20 protein-coding genes are annotated in these 17540 nt (G+C 49.8%); 14 read left to right on the plus strand and 6 right to left on the minus strand.

The genetic code is table 11. The annotated features are described in order from the left end of the window. Positions 1–9: 9 nt before the first annotated feature. Both QNN88_RS08995 and yjdI read right to left on the minus strand, forming a co-directional pair. Entirely contained in the window at positions 10–282 is a 273-nt protein-coding gene (locus QNN88_RS08995) for a GNAT family N-acetyltransferase (RefSeq protein WP_414239919.1), read from the minus strand. Between the two features lie 11 nt (positions 283–293). Beyond that, positions 294–524 (minus strand): 4Fe-4S mono-cluster protein YjdI, encoded by a 231-nt coding sequence (gene yjdI / locus QNN88_RS09000; RefSeq protein WP_414239920.1) that lies wholly within the window; start codon positions 522–524, stop codon positions 294–296. Between the two features lie 623 nt (positions 525–1147). Here yjdI and QNN88_RS09005 point away from each other — a divergent pair. Both QNN88_RS09005 and QNN88_RS09010 read left to right on the plus strand, forming a co-directional pair. Next, a complete protein-coding gene (locus tag QNN88_RS09005; protein ID WP_414239921.1) occupies positions 1148–1996 on the plus strand; it encodes a winged helix-turn-helix domain-containing protein in 849 nt (282 codons plus the stop codon). Continuing rightward, complete coding sequence (locus QNN88_RS09010) at positions 1989–2471, plus strand: hypothetical protein (protein WP_414239922.1); 483 nt, start codon at positions 1989–1991, stop codon at positions 2469–2471. Before QNN88_RS09005 ends, QNN88_RS09010 begins: the two co-directional genes overlap by 8 nt. A gap of 45 nt (positions 2472–2516) precedes the next feature. On the opposite strand, the gene QNN88_RS09015 is transcribed toward QNN88_RS09010, so the two are convergent. After that, positions 2517–3068: a hypothetical protein gene (locus QNN88_RS09015; protein ID WP_414239923.1), complete on the minus strand. Its 552-nt coding sequence runs from the start codon at positions 3066–3068 to the stop codon at positions 2517–2519. Between the two features lie 277 nt (positions 3069–3345). Between QNN88_RS09015 and QNN88_RS09020 the strand changes: the two genes are divergently transcribed. Further along, positions 3346–3969 carry a DNA-binding protein gene (locus QNN88_RS09020; protein ID WP_414239924.1) on the plus strand — a complete coding sequence of 208 codons (624 nt, stop codon included), beginning with the start codon at positions 3346–3348 and terminating at the stop codon, positions 3967–3969. Here the strand turns inward: QNN88_RS09020 and QNN88_RS09025 are convergent. Together QNN88_RS09025 and QNN88_RS09030 are read right to left on the minus strand one after the other, a co-directional pair. Continuing rightward, positions 3966–4490, minus strand: coding sequence for an HD family hydrolase (locus QNN88_RS09025; RefSeq protein ID WP_414239925.1), 525 nt, complete (start codon positions 4488–4490; stop codon positions 3966–3968). The genes QNN88_RS09020 and QNN88_RS09025 overlap by 4 nt on opposite strands. Before the next feature lie 138 nt (positions 4491–4628). Beyond that, on the minus strand, positions 4629–4841 hold the full coding sequence (locus QNN88_RS09030) for a hypothetical protein (protein WP_414239926.1): 213 nt from the start codon (positions 4839–4841) through the stop codon (positions 4629–4631). A 654-nt stretch (positions 4842–5495) separates the two neighbouring features. Here QNN88_RS09030 and QNN88_RS09035 point away from each other — a divergent pair. From QNN88_RS09035 to QNN88_RS09085, 11 genes are all read left to right on the plus strand, one after another. Continuing rightward, positions 5496–6101, plus strand: a complete 606-nt coding sequence (locus QNN88_RS09035; protein ID WP_414240227.1) for a tyrosine-type DNA invertase — start codon at positions 5496–5498, stop codon at positions 6099–6101. Between the two features lie 454 nt (positions 6102–6555). Then, a complete protein-coding gene (locus QNN88_RS09040) occupies positions 6556–7152 on the plus strand; it encodes a tyrosine-type DNA invertase (protein ID WP_414239927.1) in 597 nt (198 codons plus the stop codon). Between the two features lie 495 nt (positions 7153–7647). Beyond that, positions 7648–8196, plus strand: coding sequence for a type 1 fimbrial major subunit FimA (gene fimA / locus QNN88_RS09045; protein ID WP_414239928.1), 549 nt, complete (start codon positions 7648–7650; stop codon positions 8194–8196). A 68-nt stretch (positions 8197–8264) separates the two neighbouring features. Further along, a complete protein-coding gene (locus QNN88_RS09050; RefSeq protein WP_414239929.1) occupies positions 8265–8804 on the plus strand; it encodes a fimbrial protein in 540 nt (179 codons plus the stop codon). Positions 8805–8857: 53 nt separating this feature from the next. Then, positions 8858–9562 carry a fimbria/pilus periplasmic chaperone gene (locus QNN88_RS09055; RefSeq protein WP_414239930.1) on the plus strand — a complete coding sequence of 235 codons (705 nt, stop codon included), beginning with the start codon at positions 8858–8860 and terminating at the stop codon, positions 9560–9562. A gap of 71 nt (positions 9563–9633) precedes the next feature. Further along, positions 9634–12255 (plus strand): fimbrial biogenesis usher protein, encoded by a 2622-nt coding sequence (locus QNN88_RS09060; RefSeq protein WP_414239931.1) that lies wholly within the window; start codon positions 9634–9636, stop codon positions 12253–12255. Between the two features lie 10 nt (positions 12256–12265). Next, a complete protein-coding gene (locus QNN88_RS09065) occupies positions 12266–12793 on the plus strand; it encodes a fimbrial protein (RefSeq protein WP_414239932.1) in 528 nt (175 codons plus the stop codon). Positions 12794–12805: 12 nt separating this feature from the next. Beyond that, positions 12806–13306, plus strand: coding sequence for a fimbrial protein (locus QNN88_RS09070; RefSeq protein WP_414239933.1), 501 nt, complete (start codon positions 12806–12808; stop codon positions 13304–13306). Positions 13307–13322: 16 nt separating this feature from the next. Beyond that, a complete protein-coding gene (locus tag QNN88_RS09075; RefSeq protein WP_414239934.1) occupies positions 13323–14228 on the plus strand; it encodes a fimbrial protein in 906 nt (301 codons plus the stop codon). A gap of 16 nt (positions 14229–14244) precedes the next feature. Continuing rightward, positions 14245–15666 carry an EAL domain-containing protein gene (locus QNN88_RS09080; RefSeq protein WP_414239935.1) on the plus strand — a complete coding sequence of 474 codons (1422 nt, stop codon included), beginning with the start codon at positions 14245–14247 and terminating at the stop codon, positions 15664–15666. Between the two features lie 196 nt (positions 15667–15862). Then, complete coding sequence (locus tag QNN88_RS09085; protein ID WP_414239936.1) at positions 15863–16546, plus strand: LuxR family transcriptional regulator; 684 nt, start codon at positions 15863–15865, stop codon at positions 16544–16546. A gap of 13 nt (positions 16547–16559) precedes the next feature. On the opposite strand, the gene QNN88_RS09090 is transcribed toward QNN88_RS09085, so the two are convergent. After that, positions 16560–17195, minus strand: coding sequence for an acyl-homoserine-lactone synthase (locus tag QNN88_RS09090; protein WP_414239937.1), 636 nt, complete (start codon positions 17193–17195; stop codon positions 16560–16562). Between the last annotated feature and the right edge of the window lie 345 nt (positions 17196–17540).

Genomic DNA, 17540 nt, shown 5'->3' on the forward strand with positions numbered 1-17540 from the left:
CGTAAGTTCTCAGGCACGAATATCGTCATACTCACGGGTTTTATCAAACTCGTGTTTAGCAAACGGGCAAAGCGGGATAATTTTTCGATTCTCGCGGCGCATTTTCTCCACCACTTTCGCCACCAGCGCTTTTCCAACCCCTTGTCCCTTCAGACTGGCATCCACATCCGTATGTTCGATAATGCTTAAATGCTCGCCGGTCGGAACGAAAACAATTTCAGCGACCTGATTTCCCTGATCATCATTTACATAGAATTTATTATGGCCTTCATGTATTTCCATCTTTGCCTCGCTTATTTACGACGATATTGCAGCGCCCCGCTTGGGCAGGTATCGATAACCGTGATTACCGTTGATACATCCACTTCATCAGGCATAATCCAGGGTTTGCGTTTTAGATTGAACAGTCTGGCGCTACCGCGGACACAATTTCCGGAATGCTGGCAAATCGCCGTATTGAAGTAGACATCGATTTTCTCGCCGGTATAGACGCGGTAACCCGCATCCTCAAGTTGCTTATCCATGACATTGCCTCATTTTGTGTTTTATCCCTTAAGCATAGCGCGTGGATGTCCTCCAGCACCACGCTAAAGTCAAATGAGTAGATACTCATCTACTCCTTATGTTTAAGAACAAAAACCCAGTGAAGAGAGCATATAAGATTTTATATTACACATTTAATACTATTTAAGGTTATTTACCCTAATTGACTATTTAACATCACGTCGGCATAATAAATCTTTCAAAGAAACAATGAATAAAAACGTGTTTTCTTTCAAAAATATTAATTAAAAAGAGTGGATTACAGGAAAGAGAACTGTTGATGTGGAATCTTAAATCACAGTAGCGAAGCAGATTTTACTCCCCTTTTTCCACGGTGCTGATAACCGGACGGTCATCTCTTCAGGATGAGAGTCGGGACTTTTAAATGATTACGGTAGCTGATTATTCATAGCGACAGAAATGCCCATTCTTGTTAACAAATTGCTTTATTTTATAGATAGTTATGTAAAACCGAAGAACAAAAACATTAGTTTCATAAATCAAATGACTTACTGTATTCATATATACTATACCTAATAGTGTGTTCAGAATTTTCTACACTTAAGTCATTACTCTTTATCACTTTCGTACACCGTGAACTCATATGTACTGGATTATTAACGATAATATTGAATTCAGACCAGACAGTAAAAAGTTAATTTCTGTCACTAATCCAGAAATTAACGTCGTTTTGACAACGCCTGCCAGCCGTTGTCTGCTTTTGTTGCTTGACGCTTCACCGGACGTCGTCACACAGCAGGAGTTCTTTAAAAAGGTGTGGGAAGATGAAGGCATGCTGGTGCCGGCAAACACCCTTTACCAGAATATTTCTATTGTTCGTCGTGGGTTACGCGCCGTCGGGGAGACCGACCGAACCCTCGTCGCCACGGTCCCCCGCAAAGGGTTTCAAATCGATAAAAGTGTGAAAATCGCCCGCGTTGCCGCCGTTCAGGCCGATGAGGCCGTCAGTGACACCTTGCAGGGTGAAGATGAACTGGATGTGGAATACCACACGGATGCCGGGTCAGAGTTCACACCAGAAGAAACGGCACCTACTGCCCCCGCGGTAACGGCAAGTCAGAGAGGCAAGTTACCTCTTTTCGCGGGTATCGTCGCCATGCTAGTGGCATTTTGCGTAGGTGCCATCGGCATGCACTATTTCTGGCACTTTAACGATACGCAGCCTTTCTTTGCCAACTATACCTTCGTTGAGCAGGATAAAGGATGTCGTTTCTATACCACGGATGACAGCCACGATAACAAAAACAGTTTTGCACGCTTTAAGGCGCTGATTCTGGGCTCGGGACTCGATTGCGAAAAGTACCCCTGGGTTTACTTCCCGCTCTCACAAACGTCGCCTGGCTTAGCGGTTCTTGTCTGCCGCCAGAACTACCTGAAATCAGCCGTTCCCGGTTGTATTACACTCTCTTTTCGTGGAGTAGGAAGTGAGTAAAAAAACAATCATGATGATGAGTGCTCTGTTTTTACTCGCAGGTGTGCTCATCGGCGCGTTATACAATGCTTTAATGTCTAAACGTTACGATAAACAGGAATGTTCGATGTCGCTGGTGGTTTTTCATCAAGGCGCCCGCGCGAATATCACGTTGAACTACATGTACTCGCTGAAAAACCAGAACGGCATCGTGGCCGTCAGCGGTACTTATATCGAAGATAACAAACTGAAAGGGCGCATCAGACGAGATGTCGCCTACAACTGGACAGAAAATCAGGATTCATATCACCTGCATTCAACCCGAATTAACAAGTTCGAGATTATCGAAACGCTGCCGGATGATCTGTTAGCGAACATTCTGCCTGATTTTTACGTCTATCCTGATAAAGATGTGAGTTACTCCATTCTCAATCAGGGGGTTCACGGGTTCCTGTTTACCATCGGAAAACGTCCCCTGCTCTACTGCGCCCGCTAAACGGGATACTGTCGTCAGCTCTGTGCTAAACAGGGCTGACGCATATTAAAGAAACACACTCTCTTCCAGTAAATTTTCTTTGATCAACAGCAGATCGTGAACCCGGTGCCCACCCAATTTCTTGCATGCAAGATTTCGGTAGGTGTAGACCCGTTTCGGCGGTAGCGATAACGACTGAGCGATAAAATTAATATCTCTCCCCTGCAGCGACTCGCAGATAATTCTTTTTTCGACACGGTTGAGAACATGATTCCTGATAGCCTGATGCTTTTCCATGCTGGCCAGACGCGTAATAATCATCGTCAGTGCCAACAGAGACTGGCGGGCAGTCACAATCATGTCAGCATCAAAGACCAATGCACTCCGCTCTGAGTTTAGAATAATCAGCAGCTTACATTTTTTGTTGAGTCTGGAAACTTCCCTGGAGCAACATTTGTTGAACAAATTAAGATGCAAAATCACGGTATCGTCGAAAGTCAGTTTTTCAACAGGCAATTGATGCATGGTTTCTTTAACGATTTCCAGGTTGGCCTCTTTGGCCAACAAGACGATTCCGTCCTGTAAATAGCTATTATTGCTTATAATATATATTGCCATCGCTTTATTTCCGTATTAATAATTCAACTTACGGGTGATTTCCGTCCTTTTATATCCAGCTTTAGCGAGACATGTAGAAATTATATTGATAAGCTTACGAATTATACAATTAAATAGTCTTAACTGATCTGACATTTATAACTTATTGATAACGCGAGTTTTAATTAAATTTCTTAAACGTCCTTAAGTCGACGATTATTCGCGTCTCTCTGTATTCTGTCTCTTCCTCTGTGCTATGTTGTGCTTTTAACGAACGGACGGAGGGGATGGAAAAGCAATGACCAGGCGTATCGATTACCTGATTGAGAAATATCATTTCACTGAAATCAACGAGTCGCCGCGCATTGCCTGTCAATGGAAAGAGGTATTGGCAGAGTGCCAACAAGAGAATGCCGGCGTTGAAGAGCGACTGCGCATTGCGTTGCTCAATGTCGATTACGTAACCAGCTTCGAGCTGCCTTTCCGCTTACTGCTCACCCGCACCCCGCAACTGATCGATAAACTGCGCAAAGAATTTGCCCTCACTCAGAAAAATGTCCTGATTAATGATAAACGCCGTGGGCAGGTTTACAGCATCAGCGCCGATCTCAGCCGCGTCCCTGATGCCTTTCGCTATCGTCTGTCGTCGAGGATCCGTCGTATGGATGAAGACACCCTCACCACGGCTCCCTATCAACACGTTGCCAGTCAGACAAAGCATCCCGAAGAACGGCTTCGCCTGGCGCTGGAGAGCGGTTTACAGGTTAACGCCCTGGATGGGCTGTTCTGGTTAGGGATCCAGCGAATTGCCGCCGATATTCAGCGGCTCCGCGCGGCGGGCATGCCGGTTCTGGCGTCAGATGTCGAGGTATTCGATACACTGACCGGAACGCACCGAACCGTGACGGCATACCATCTTTAACCGGTTGTCAGCGCCTGAAAGCGGGATAAAAAGAGCGCGCGCGCCTGCCGCGGCATCAGCGGATTGACGGCCAACTGTGTCGTAGGTGAAATACCGTCCAGCATCGGCCAGTCATTCCCGGGATCGAGGTTAAGATCGCGCCGCTCCGTCGCCAGCATGATCAGATCCACCTGCTTAATCACCTTACTGGGTGTAAGAGGAAGATGGAAACGCTGGCGAATGGCGTTATCCAGCCGTGCTTCAATCTCTTTATACTCGGGGAGCAAATGCTTTAGCGGAGAAGGAAGATCCAGACAATAGGCTTCAGCGGCATCGTGCAGCAACGCTTCAAGCGCGAATTCTGACGGCGTTAACTGGCTGCAAAGCACCGCGTGTTGGGCGACGCTGTAAAACTCAGGCACATGTCCGGCAAAGCGACAAAGATGTGAAAGGGCGACAGCGATATCTTCAATCACAATATGTTCCGGTCGGACATCGCTGTAATCAATGTGTTGCCCGGTAAAGGTGGCGATAAATTTCATCCGTTCTCCTGCTTCCTTGCCATACTTACCCGTCTCAGAGAGCGGACTCTCCATTCAGAAATTACGTTTTTATATTCACCCTGTAAATATTTATCAACGCACACCGCCACTTTTCAGAAGGACCGCAGCTGCCTGGTTTCAGTTATATTCCAGCACAAAGGTGGCGGTGCCATTTGCCTGCCCCGCCGTCTGTCTTTGGCTGGCGGTAGTCACATTACAGGAGCGGTCAACAATCTCACCGGAAAACTCCACCACACCACCGGTTTCCTGTCCCCCTGTAACCGCAGACAGCGCAGCGCCAGACGCCATTGCGCTGACCAGAATCGCGGCGATTCGAAATTGATTCTTCATTATTTTGCTTATTTTAACGCATTATTAATGTTTACTTTCGCCAAAACCAAACAGTTTCAGGCGTTATTATTACTCGCTCGATTTTATTGTCGCAAAACTTTCAACCCTTGAGATATTCTAAATTCCAACACACGTTCTCATCCACCAAATATACGCCTCCTATGGCAACTTTCACCGGTTAAACAAGAATCATTGTTCGTCCTCGCCAAATAGCAGATGAGTCCTCTGAAGCGGTGAAACGGCTTATTCTGACTATTATCCCGGTGAATTTTGCAGTATTGTTTAACCGTTGTTGTAGTTCTACAGTGAATGCTAGCGAGGTTGCTCTCTTGTTGTTCGCCTTCAGCGAAATTCCTTGCGCCTCATTCAGGATGTTCGGGAGCGGGTACGTTCTTAGATCAGCAATAAATTTTTGTGGTTTAGCAAGAGCACAAGACAAGAGGAGGTGTCCAGTCGATAATGCCACGACGTTATGACGAAGCAACATACAGCCATTTTCATTATCCGCTCAAATTCTTCTGTGGCGAAGCCGCGTTGCAGACGATTAACGCCTCCCATACCGTGCAAATAAATAATGAGTCAAACCCGGATAAGATCATTGGATTAACAGGAATCAGCAGAACGCTTGCACACCTGCAATCAAAAGGGAACCTAATGAAAAATAATACAGATAATAAGAAGAGGAATTTCCTGACTCAAAATGAAATAGAGTCACTTCTCAAAGCAGCAAACACCGGAGCACACGCTGCCCGCAATTACTGTCTGACATTATTGTGTTTTATTCATGGATTTCGCGCCAGTGAAATCTGTCGCCTGCAAATTTCAGATATCGATATTAAATCACGATGCATTTACATTCACCGCCTGAAAAAGGGGTTTTCAACAACACATCCATTGTTGAGGGAAGAAATTCAGGCATTAAAAAACTGGCTGGCTATTCGTGCCGCCTATCCTCATGCCGACAGTGAGTGGTTGTTTTTATCCAGAAAAGGGAATCCCCTTTCGCGCCAACAGTTTTATCAAATCATTTCCGTCTCGGGCGATCACGCCGGACTTCCGCTTGAAATACATCCGCATATGCTTCGTCATTCATGCGGTTTTGCGTTGGCCAATATGGGGATCGACACCCGTCTCATCCAGGATTACCTGGGACACCGCAACATTCGCCATACTGTCTGGTATACCGCCAGTAATGCCGGTCGATTTTACGGTATCTGGGATGACGCTAAACTCAAACAGCATAATGCTATTTCACGGTGACCGTGACAACGCCATGGATGGTGTTAAAAATCAGACTTAAAAACATTAATAATTTTTAACCATATATTTATTATGCTTACTGTTCACACCTGTCCTTATTCGCATCATAATTAAACAGCTTTATTTTATCCCTGTAATCAATCAGGATATTGCTTATCAGCATTCACTTTTCGTCAAATCAACCTTCACGCCCTCGTTATCACTAACTATTTTCCTTTAAATTTTATAGACCTGACTTTGTCTACCACAGGCGCTATTGTCGCATTTGATAAAATGAATAAAAATAAGATTTATCAGGTAGCAATAATAGCTACGTGTGTAAAAGTGATGTTATCACAGACTGTGATTAATCCCTCAAATATAATATGCCTTTAACATCGCGAATTATTTTTTAATCGCGTGATGTCTTCTACAGGTGTTCATTAACAGAAACCTATTTCAGGAGTAATGTATTGTGAATCGACGTCGTTATCTTACTGGCAAAGAAGTACAAGCCATGATGCTGGCCGCCCGACATGGCGCGACCGGAGAGCGGGATTACTGTCTTATTCTGCTGGCTTTTCGTCACGGCATGCGCATCAGTGAACTCCTCGATTTGCATTATCGCGACCTCGATCTCAGCGAGGGTCGAATCAATGTCCGTCGATTAAAAAACGGTTTTTCCACCATTCATCCACTGCGTTTTGATGAACGCGAGGCTGTTGAACGGTGGAGTCAGGAGCGCGCAGGCTGGAGAGGCGCAGGTCGCACTGACGCCGTGTTCATCTCCCGCCGGGGGACACCGCTTTCTCGCCAACAGGCGTATCGCATTATCCGGGCTGCGGGCGTTGATGCCGGAACCGTTACCCATACTCATCCCCATATGTTACGTCACGCCTGCGGTTATGAGCTCGCCGAAAGGGGGGCCGACACGCGGCTCATTCAGGATTATCTTGGTCATCGAAATATTCGCCATACCGTCCGTTATACCGCCAGCAACGCCGCACGTTTCGCCGGATTATGGGAGAGAAGCAGTCTGTTAGAAGTCATTTCTCCGGAGAAAAAGAAATGATTTAACTTATTGATATGTAATAGAAAGCATTGACCTGAACAGGTCAATTGGGGCCAAACTGTTTATATCATAAAAAGAATTAATAAAGCTTTGCAACTAATAAACCAGGAATTATCGAAAAACGTTATTTATCCTCTTGATTACTATGGTTTTATTTTCAGTTCTTTTTTCACAACCTCCTCCGCTGTTTAAGAACTTTCTGCGTTTTTCCTCCTCGCCGCCGCACGACAACAGTCAATGAGACAACCTGATGATCTGGTTTTTTATATCATAAAAGCTAATCAATTAAAGATAAAAATCCACACAATTGAATATATATTGCAAATTTTAGCTTTTTATCCCAACGAGTCAAAATGGCCCCAATTGTCTCATTAATTGGGTGAAAACCGTACAGAACCGGCAGTCGCCCCATTCGGCTGAAACATGGAATGCCTGGAAGGCACAACGACTGGCCATTACGGTTCGTGATATCGACATTGTTTAAAGGAAAAAAGCATGAAAATTAAAACACTGGCTATCGTTGTTATGTCAGCCCTGTCCCTGAGCTCCGCGGCAGCCCTGGCCGATACCACCACGGTAAACGGCGGCACAGTGCATTTTAAAGGAGAAGTCGTTAACGCAGCCTGCGCCGTCGACGCCGGTTCAGTCGAACAAACCGTTCAGCTTGGCCAGGTTCGCTCGGCAAAACTGGCGACGGCAGGCAGCACCAGTTCTGCGGTCGGTTTCAACATCCAGCTGGATGACTGTGATACCAGCGTATCCACCAAAGCCTCTGTCGCGTTCTCCGGGACTGCCGTTGATACCACCAATAACACCGTACTGGCGTTGCAAGGCTCCGCTGCCGGTAGCGCCACCAATGTGGGTGTTCAGATTCTTGATAACAAAGGCACCCCTCTGGCGCTGGACGGCGCAACCTTTAGCGCAGCAACAACCCTGAATGATGGTACCAACATCATCCCGTTCCAGGCACGTTACTACGCTACGGGTGCAGCAACTGCCGGTATCGCTAACGCAGACGCCACCTTCAAAGTTCAATACGAGTAATTCATCACGCAAGGACGATCCTGGGGCCAGGAGGGCCCGTTATCCGCAATGGGACTGAGGTGATAACGATGCAAAGGATGAAATCAGGACTGCTGATACTGTTACTTCCCGCCTGCGCGCTGGCTGGCAACAAGTGGAACGTCACGTTGCCCGGCGGAAGCATGCGTTTTCAGGGCGTCATTATTGCCGAATCTTGCCGCGTAGAAGCGGGCGATCGCCAGATGACCGTGCAAATGGGGCAGATCAGCAGTAATCGATTTCATGCGCCCGGTGAGGATATCAACCCGGTCTCTTTCGATATTCACCTTCAGGAGTGCAGTACCGCCGTAAGTCAACGCGTCGGCGTGGCATTTCATGGCGTCGCAGAGGGTAAAAACCCTGACGTGCTCTCCGTAGGAGAAGGTCCGGGGATCGCCAGCGGTATCGGGATCGCGTTATTTGATAAAGAGGGCAGCCAGCTTCCGCTTAACGGCCCGCCGGTGAGCTGGACACGGCTTTACTCCGGACCAACCACACTACATTTCGTTGCGAAATACCGTTCAACCGGACGTCAGGTCACCGGCGGGATCGCGAATGCACAAGCCTGGTTCTCTTTGACCTACCAGTAATAAACCCGCAGAGATTGCAAATACAGGAAACGACGGTGAGTAAAAGGATAAACATGAAAAAAACACGCACCATGATGCGCAACCTGCTGGGCGGGATGCTGATGATAGCCGCCCTGGGATCATTCACGCATGCAGAAGCCGGCGTGGCGTTGGGAGCAACGCGGGTGATTTATCCGGCGGGACAAAAACAGGTGCAACTGGCGGTCACCAATAATGATGACAACAGCACGTATCTGATCCAGTCATGGGTGGAAAACGCCGGGGGCGTCAAAGACGGGCGTTTTGTGGTCACACCGCCGCTGTTTGCCATGCAGGGAAAAAAGGAGAACACCTTACGCATTCTTGATGCAACCAATAACCAGTTACCGCAGGACCGCGAAAGTCTGTTCTGGATGAATGTTAAAGCCATTCCGTCGATGGACAAATCGAAGCTCAGTGAAAACACCCTGCAACTGGCCATTATCAGCCGAATCAAGCTGTACTACCGTCCAGCCGGACTCGCGCTGCCGCCAGATCAGGCCGCAGAGAAACTCACTTTCCGCCGCAGCGCTGGCTCGCTCACATTGATCAACCCAACACCGTACTACCTGACAGTGACCGAACTCAATGCTGGCACCAGGGTACTGGAAAATGCCCTCGTGCCTCCGCTGGGCGAAGCCCGCGTGAAGTTGCCAGCCGATGCGGGCAGCGAGATTACCTATAAAACCATTAATGACTATGGCGCGCTAACGCCGCGTATGAAAGGCGAAATGCGATAACGAACAGGGACCCCCGCGTGCTCCCTGAATAAAAAGAACTGACAGCCGGGCGATTTCGAACCGGAGGGACTATGTCATATCTGAAACCTGGACTCGTCCACAGGCGGCATCATGCCCCCTTTTTGGCTGGCGCAATGGCGCAACTCCCCTTTGCTTTTTTGCTGGCCACATACACCTTTTCCGCGCAGGCAGAGCTCTATTTTAATCCGCGCTTTCTGGCGGACGATCCGGCTGCCGTCGCGGATCTTTCCGGTTTTGAAAAGGGGCACGAGCTACCGCCCGGCACCTATCGTGTCGATATTTACCTGAACGAGGGGTACATGACCACTCGCGACGTTGCTTTTCATGCCAGTCAAGGCAGCCGCGAACTGACGCCGTGCCTGACGCGTGGACAGCTCGCCACGATGGGGCTGAATACTGCTGCCGTCAGTGGAATGAACGAGTTGGCAGCAGATGCATGTGTCCCGTTAACGGAAATGATCCCTGACGCCACCACCCGTTTAGATGTGGGTCAGCAGCGGTTGCATCTGACGATTCCTCAGGCCTTTATGGGGAATCAGGCTCGCGGCTATATCCCGCCGGAACGCTGGGATCACGGGATTACCGCCGGGCTACTGAATTACAACTTCACCGGCAATAACGTCCAGAATGATGTTGGCGGTAGCAGCAGCTACGCCTACTTAAACCTGCAAAGTGGCCTTAACCTGGGCGCGTGGCGTCTACGCGACAATACCACCTGGAGCTACAGTAGCGGCGGGAGTTCATCGGGCAATGAAAACAAATGGCAGCACGTTAATACCTGGCTGGAAAGGGACATCACGCCGTTACGCTCACGTCTGACGCTCGGCGACAGCTATACCAACGGCGATGTCTTTGACGGCATTAACTTCCGCGGCGCGCAGCTCGCTTCTGATGACAATATGCTGCCGGACAGCCAGAAAGGCTTTGCCCCGGTGATCCATGGGATTGCGCGCGGGACGGCGCAGGTCTCCATCAAACAGAATGGTTATGAGATCTACCACAGTACGGTACCGCCAGGCCCCTTCAGCATTAGCGACCTTTATGCCGCCGGTAACGGCGGCGATCTGCAGGTTACCGTCAAGGAAGCTGACGGGAGCAGCCAGAACTTCACCGTTCCTTACTCCTCGGTCCCGGTGCTGCAACGTGAAGGCCATACCCGCTATGCCATCACCGCCGGAGAGTACCGAAGCGGTAACGATCAGCAGGAAGAACCGACCTTTTTTCAGAGCACCTTACTCCACGGCCTCCCGGCTGGCTGGACCCTGTACGGCGGTACGCAACTGGCAGACCGCTATCGCGCTTTTAATGTGGGCGTAGGGAAAAATATGGGGCTTTTGGGGGCGCTGTCGGTGGACATCACTCAGGCCAATGCCACTTTACCCGATGACAGCAAACATCAGGGACAGTCGGTGCGTTTCCTCTATAACAAATCGCTCAGCGACGTTGGCACGAATATCCAGTTGGTGGGCTATCGCTACTCCACACGTGGATATTTTAGCTTTTCCGATACCACTTACCGCCGGATGAGCGGTTATGACGTCGAAACGCAGGATGGGGTGATTCAGGTTCAGCCGAAATTCACGGATTACTACAACCTCGCCTGGAACAAGCGCGGCAAAGTGCAGGTGAGCCTGACCCAGCAGTTAGGCCGTACCGCTACGCTCTATCTGAGCGGAAGCCACCAGACTTACTGGGGCAGCGACAGCGCCGATGAACAATTGCAGGCCGGTCTGAATATGGCTATCGACGATATCAACTGGACGCTGAGCTACAGCCTGACCAAAAACGCCTGGCAGGATGGTCGCGACCAGATGCTGGCTATTAACGTCAATATTCCCTTCAGCCACTGGCTGCGATCGGACAGCCAGTCCGTCTGGCGACACGCCAGCGCCAGCTACAGCATGTCAAACGACCTTAACGGTCGAATGACAAACCTGGCGGGGCTGTATGGCACCGTGCTGGAAGACAATAACCTCAGCTACAGCGTACAAACCGGCTATGCGGGCGGCGGTGAAGGTAACAGCAGCAGCACTGGCTATGCCACGCTGAACTATCGCGGCGGTTCTGGCAATGCCAACGTCGGTTACAGCCGTAGCGACGGACTCAAACAATTCTATTACGGAATGAGCGGCGGCGTGCTGGCGCATGCCAACGGCATCACGCTGAGCCAACCGCTTAATGACACAGTTGTGCTGATTAAGGCGCCCGGCGCTGAGGGCGCGAAAGTCGAAAACCAGACCGGAGTACGCACTGACTGGCGTGGTTATGCGGTGCTGCCTTACGCCACCGAGTACCGGGAAAACCGGGTGGCGCTGGATACCAATACGCTCGCTGACAACGTTGATCTTGATGACGCCGTAATCAACGTCGTCCCCACGCACGGCGCGATCGTCCTGGCGGAATTTAACACTCATGTCGGGATGAAACTGTTGATGACGTTAACTCACCGCGGCAAACCGGTTCCCTTTGGTGCGATGGTCACCGCTGACAGCAGCCCAAGCAGCAGTATCGTCGCCGATAACGGTCTGGTCTATCTGAGCGGCATGCCGCTGGCGGGAAAGGTACAGGTGAAATGGGGTGATACCGCAAACGCCAGTTGCGTGGCGGATTACCGTCTGACCGCCGAGAGCCAGCAACAACGGCTCATTCAGCTCACGGCGGAATGCCGCTAAGGACATGATAATGAAAAAACGTCTTTATCTGCCGGGAGCCGTTTTCGCGCTGGTCACCGCCAGTGCATTCGCCGCCGACAGTACCATTACCATCAGCGGCTATGTCAGGGATAACGCCTGCGCCGTGGCGGGCGAATCGAAAGATTTTACCGTCGATTTGCTGGATAACGCCGCGAAACAGTTCAGCCGTATCGGCGCCACCACGCCTGTCGTCCCGTTTCGTATTGTGCTGTCGCCCTGCGGCACGTCGGTCACGGCAGTAAAAGTCGGTTTTATCGGCATCGCTGACCACGAAAACACCCAGTTATTGCAACTCGATAGCGGAAGCTCGGCAGCGGCAGGAATGGGGATCCAGATCCTCAACGGACAGCAGGCTCCGCTGCCGCTGAATGCCGGTTCATCCACCCTATCCTGGACCACCCTGACGCCCGGTCAGACTAATACGCTGAACTTTTATGCCCGCCTGATGGCAACGCAGGTTCCTGTCACGCCGGGGCACGTTAATGCAACAGCGACATTCACTCTTGAGTTTCAGTAAGCGGAGGTTCTGATGAGATGGTTTCAACCCCGGTGGCTACTGGCGGCCATCCTGGCCGCGTCTGCTGTTGTGCAGGCGGCCGACGTGACCATTACCGTGAACGGGAAAGTCGTGGCGAAACCGTGCACGGTATCAACGACCAATGCCACCGTCGAACTGGGCGATCTCTACACCTTTAGTCTGGTCTCCGCCGGTTCCTTCTCTGCGTGGCATACCGTGGCGCTCGAGCTAAGCAATTGTCCGGTGGGCACCTCGCGCGTCACCGCCAGCTTTAGCGGTACAGCCGACAGCACGGGCTACTACAAAAATCAGGGGACTGCCGGGAATATCCAGCTTGAGCTCCAGGATGACAGCGGCAACCGACTGAACACCGGCGCGACAAAATCCGTGGTGGTGGATGACGCCTCGCAATCCGCCCGTTTTCCTTTACAGGTCAGAGCGTTGTCGGTAAACGGCGGCGCAACCCAGGGAACGATCCAGGCGGTAATTAACGTGACCTATACCTATGCATGACCAGGAGAGTATGTTGATGAAAAGAGTCGTAACCCTGTTGACGACACTGTTGCTGATGGGCTGGTCGATCAATGCCTGGTCCTTTGCCTGCCAAACCGCAGGCGGAGCGACCATTCCTATTGGCGGCGGTAGCGCGAACGTTTATGTCGACCTCGCTCCCGCAGTGAACGTCGGAGAAAACCTGGTGGTCGATCTCTCAACGCAGATTTTTTGTCATAACGACTATCCCGAAAGCATGACCGACTATGTCACCCTCCAGCAGGGGTCCGCTTACGGCGGCGTGTTATCGAGTTTTTCCGGCTCCGTAAAATATAACGGCTCCAGCTATCCGTTTCCGACCACCAGCGAAACCGCACGGATGATCTATGATTCGAAAGTCGATAAACCGTGGCCGACCCTACTGTATTTGACGCCAATCAGCTCTGCTGGCGGCGTGGCGATAAGCGCGGGAACGCTTATCGCCAGACTCATTCTTCGTCAGACCAATAACAAAAACAGCGATGACTTTCAGTTCGTCTGGAGCATTTATGCGAATAATAATGTGGTCATTCCAACTGGCGGCTGCGACGTCTCCGCTCGCGACGTGACGGTGACCTTGCCTGACTACCCAGGCTCTATGTCCATCCCGCTGACGGTCTACTGCGCGCAAAGCCAGCAACTGGCGTATTACCTTTCGGGGACCACCACAGATTCCGCCAATTCGATCTTCACCAATACCGCGTCGTCCTCACCCGCTCAGGGCATCGGTGTTCAGCTCACGCGCAACGGCAGCATCGTCCCCGCCAACAGCAACGTGTCATTAGGCACGGTCGGTACCTCTGCCGTAAACCTTGGCTTAACAGCCAATTATGCACGAACCAGCGGACAGGTCACGGCAGGCAATGTTCAGTCAATCATCGGGGTGACGTTTGTTTATCAGTAATACAGGAAGCCCTTCGATGGACTACATTTTGTCCCCCTGCCGCTTTGCCGCCGAAGGTCTCGCGAGGATGATGACGCCAGGTAGCCCGCATCTGGTGCAACTTAACTCGCGGTCGCTGACTCTCTCATCACTTCCCGTGCTGACGTCAGTACGTCGAATCGTGGTGTTTCTTCCTGACGATCCCACTGAATTACTCACTACGTTGCAGACGGCGGCGTTTCTGCAGGAACAGGCCGCCACTCCGTTGCCGATGCTAATCCTCAGCCGCTGCCCTGACCGTTGGTTGTGGCACACGCTGGGACACCTTGTGAGACGTCGCAGTTTGCTGACAGAAATTCGCGCCGTCGCCTCGGATTTACCAACGCGCTGCATTGCCGCGCTATTGCGTGGGCATGGGTTACAGAATGTCCTTTCTCTGGGCCATCGGGCAGACAAAGAAGCATGGATTTACGGCACGCCGTCAATCGGCCTGAGCAAACCGGAGCTAAACGCCATTCTGGATTTGCTGCACGGATATAACCCCCAGGAACGGGCGCAACAGCGCGGCATCAGCCCGAAAACCCTATATAACCAGAAGATCTCAGGACTCAAAAAGATGTCGGAACATTACCCGCAACTGGCGACACACTTTCCCGGCAATTCGGAGGCACGACGGAACAGAAGCGGCAGCGATGCACTGTCCGCCTTCGAGCGTGAATTCGTCCACGCCATCCATTGCCAACAGATTTTTCCGGTATTTCAACCGATTGTGGATAGTCATCACCGTTTACAGGGGATGGAAATTCTCTCACGCTGGCGTCGCGATGGAACGCTCCTGCCACCCGGTGCATTTTTGCCGCAGATACATGCGGAATACGCCTGGCAGGTACTGACCGCGTTTGTTTTGCAGGAAGCCGTACAGAAAATCAATCAGTATCCTGGCGAGTTTTACTTCTCACTTAACATCCCCGCCGCCCTTGCCAGCCATGAATGCCTTCCACGCATGCTGAACGCCGCGAAACAACAACTCGACCCGCCACAGCGAACGGACAGGCTGGTGCTGGAATTTGCTGAAACTCTCGCGTTTAGTCAACAGGGGAAAACCGCTGACAATATCAACACATTAAAACAGCTCGGCTTTCGTATTATGCTGGATGATTGCTTCTCACAAGGCAGCGTGATATTTCCGGTCAGGCAGATCCAGTTTAACGAATATAAACTGGACATGGGCATTATCAATGAGATGCAACACGATCCACACGCGCTGGCGCTGATAAAAAGCCTGAACTATTACTGCACGCTGACGGGCAGTCGCTGCATTGCCGAAGGAGTAGACAGTAAAGAGAAATTTAGGGCCTTGAAAGCGTTAGGTATCGATCGCTTTCAGGGGTATCTCATCTCCCCGCCGGTGGGCGGCAACAGGCTTGAACGGTTTATCGACAACGCCATATCATTCTGATCAAACTTACTTTTCGCCAGCGCAATGACGTTAAATACCGAATAGCCGTCACCCCTGACTTTTCCTGCAGTAAACAGACCTCATCAGAAGGACAGAAAATATCGACTGTTGTGGGATAAGTCGATTTTGTCAGGTAACGAGGCAGGCTATACTCTTCCAAACACTCATCACAGAGGTAGTAGCTGGCGTGAAGGATATGTATTACAACGACGAAGGAATCAACACGTTAATCCAGAATGAACTGGATGCTTTCATTAAGGGCTACAAAAATACGATCTACGCATATGCGATTATGAACAAGAAAGATCCTTCGCAAATGCAGATCATTAATAATAACCCTGAGTGGTTTAACATCTATCTTGAACGAAAATACCAGTTTATTGACCCTGTTATTATCAGGGCATTAAGCAGTGTCGAGGACTTTTTCTGGGAGAACAAATTGCTGCTGGCGAGCGGTTATAATCTGACGCGCATCTTCAGTGAAAGCTCTGAACACAATATTTTCCAGGGGCAAACATTCCCCCTGCATGACTATATGAATAATCTTGTCGTGTTGTCCATCATCAGCCAGAAGGATTCAGGGATTGAGATGGAAGCCTGCCGTGCGCATTTCATGCAGTTTCTCATTCAGCTACATCAGAAGACACTCAATCTCTACAGTAAAGTTCATCAGAAAAAGAACGTTTTCCTGTCGCCGCGAGAAAGACAAATTTTGAAGTGGGTCAGTGCAGGTAAAACGTATGCCGAAGTCTCGGTTATATTGTCCATTGCTGAGAGAACCGTGAAATTTCATATGAGCAATGCAATGAAGAAACTGGGTGTTAACAATGCCAGACATGCGGTAAAACTCGGAATGGAGCTCAGATTACTGGATAACTGAACTCCGTGCCGGATCACAGGCGGCGAAGTTGTTGAAGTATCTCACGGAGCCAGTGGCTGGACGGGTCTTTGCTGATGATACTTTCAATTGCGCTTTCACTAGCCGGCATAAAAATATAGTAGATAGTTTCCCCTTTCTCAGAAAGACCTTTCTGAATCACGTCTATTTTCCAGTTAGCATGGCGAAATATGGCATACATGCCACGACTGGCTACGGCGTACATACCCCGATACTGTTTTTTCATGCAATAAATGATCATCGCCAGGAACAATGCTTTACTGGCGGGCATTCCTCGAAGGTTTCCGGAATCACGTCTGGCTTTATCCAAAAACAGGCGGCTCACTTCGCAACAGGGAATATCCGTAGGGAGAGTGATATTATCGAAGTACTCATGGAATATTTCGCTGATCATCGTCGGTTGCGTCGCATCGATAAATCGGGCGCCGCACAAGATTTCTCCCTCGTGCATGCCTAACAGGTAAGTCGTATTTTCGTTATCAAATTGATCCTTTTCCAGACCGTCAGTACATTCTACTTTCCAGTTGAGCCGCTCACGAAATGTTCGATTTCTTAGTCGGTAGAGTTCAGTGGCAAAACCTGAAGGCAACTCATCGCGATCAAGCAAAAAAAACTCAACAAAAGAGTGCATTTGTTCATTCCTGATAATAACATTCCGAAATTATTATCCCCTGTCTTTTAGGACAGCTTTTTTTTAGGTCGGGTCTTCCTTATACTTAAAAAATACCTGACTAATAGCGCTCGCGGCACATACTAGTCAGGCGGTCAAAGACCAACGTAACACCAGGGATAAATCCACCCGGGATTATCTAACATTTAGACTCTCGGGTACAGAATGCAATAAGCACTTAACCCATAAAAAACTATTAAAATACGACCGATATCAAAAATTAGCCTTTATTATATTGCCCCTTGTAATTTCAAGGGGTAATATTTAAGGTTGCGTTAACTATTAAGTTTCATACAGTCTCTCACC

It is taken from the genome of Citrobacter sp. ANG330 (assembly GCF_047467925.1).
GTDB classification, from domain to species: domain Bacteria; phylum Pseudomonadota; class Gammaproteobacteria; order Enterobacterales; family Enterobacteriaceae; genus Citrobacter_A; species Citrobacter_A amalonaticus_G.

What these genes read in the sequence shown, in the direction of transcription:
- QNN88_RS09020 (WP_414239924.1), top strand. Translation starts at nt 3,346, where the DNA reads ATGACCAGGCGTATCGATTACCTGATTGAGAAATATCATTTCACTGAA.
- QNN88_RS09030 (WP_414239926.1), bottom strand. Translation starts at nt 4,841, where the DNA reads ATGAAGAATCAATTTCGAATCGCCGCGATTCTGGTCAGCGCAATGGCG.
- QNN88_RS09065 (WP_414239932.1), top strand. Translation starts at nt 12,266, where the DNA reads ATGAAAAAACGTCTTTATCTGCCGGGAGCCGTTTTCGCGCTGGTCACC.
- QNN88_RS09005 (WP_414239921.1), top strand. Translation starts at nt 1,148, where the DNA reads ATGTACTGGATTATTAACGATAATATTGAATTCAGACCAGACAGTAAA.
- QNN88_RS09085 (WP_414239936.1), top strand. Translation starts at nt 15,863, where the DNA reads ATGTATTACAACGACGAAGGAATCAACACGTTAATCCAGAATGAACTG.
- QNN88_RS09050 (WP_414239929.1), top strand. Translation starts at nt 8,265, where the DNA reads ATGCAAAGGATGAAATCAGGACTGCTGATACTGTTACTTCCCGCCTGC.
- QNN88_RS09035 (WP_414240227.1), top strand. Translation starts at nt 5,496, where the DNA reads ATGAAAAATAATACAGATAATAAGAAGAGGAATTTCCTGACTCAAAAT.
- QNN88_RS09075 (WP_414239934.1), top strand. Translation starts at nt 13,323, where the DNA reads ATGAAAAGAGTCGTAACCCTGTTGACGACACTGTTGCTGATGGGCTGG.
- QNN88_RS08995 (WP_414239919.1), bottom strand. Translation starts at nt 282, where the DNA reads ATGGAAATACATGAAGGCCATAATAAATTCTATGTAAATGATGATCAG.
- yjdI (WP_414239920.1), bottom strand. Translation starts at nt 524, where the DNA reads ATGGATAAGCAACTTGAGGATGCGGGTTACCGCGTCTATACCGGCGAG.
- QNN88_RS09080 (WP_414239935.1), top strand. Translation starts at nt 14,245, where the DNA reads ATGGACTACATTTTGTCCCCCTGCCGCTTTGCCGCCGAAGGTCTCGCG.
- QNN88_RS09060 (WP_414239931.1), top strand. Translation starts at nt 9,634, where the DNA reads ATGTCATATCTGAAACCTGGACTCGTCCACAGGCGGCATCATGCCCCC.
- QNN88_RS09090 (WP_414239937.1), bottom strand. Translation starts at nt 17,195, where the DNA reads ATGCACTCTTTTGTTGAGTTTTTTTTGCTTGATCGCGATGAGTTGCCT.
- QNN88_RS09070 (WP_414239933.1), top strand. Translation starts at nt 12,806, where the DNA reads ATGAGATGGTTTCAACCCCGGTGGCTACTGGCGGCCATCCTGGCCGCG.
- QNN88_RS09025 (WP_414239925.1), bottom strand. Translation starts at nt 4,490, where the DNA reads ATGAAATTTATCGCCACCTTTACCGGGCAACACATTGATTACAGCGAT.
- fimA (WP_414239928.1), top strand. Translation starts at nt 7,648, where the DNA reads ATGAAAATTAAAACACTGGCTATCGTTGTTATGTCAGCCCTGTCCCTG.
- QNN88_RS09015 (WP_414239923.1), bottom strand. Translation starts at nt 3,068, where the DNA reads ATGGCAATATATATTATAAGCAATAATAGCTATTTACAGGACGGAATC.
- QNN88_RS09055 (WP_414239930.1), top strand. Translation starts at nt 8,858, where the DNA reads ATGAAAAAAACACGCACCATGATGCGCAACCTGCTGGGCGGGATGCTG.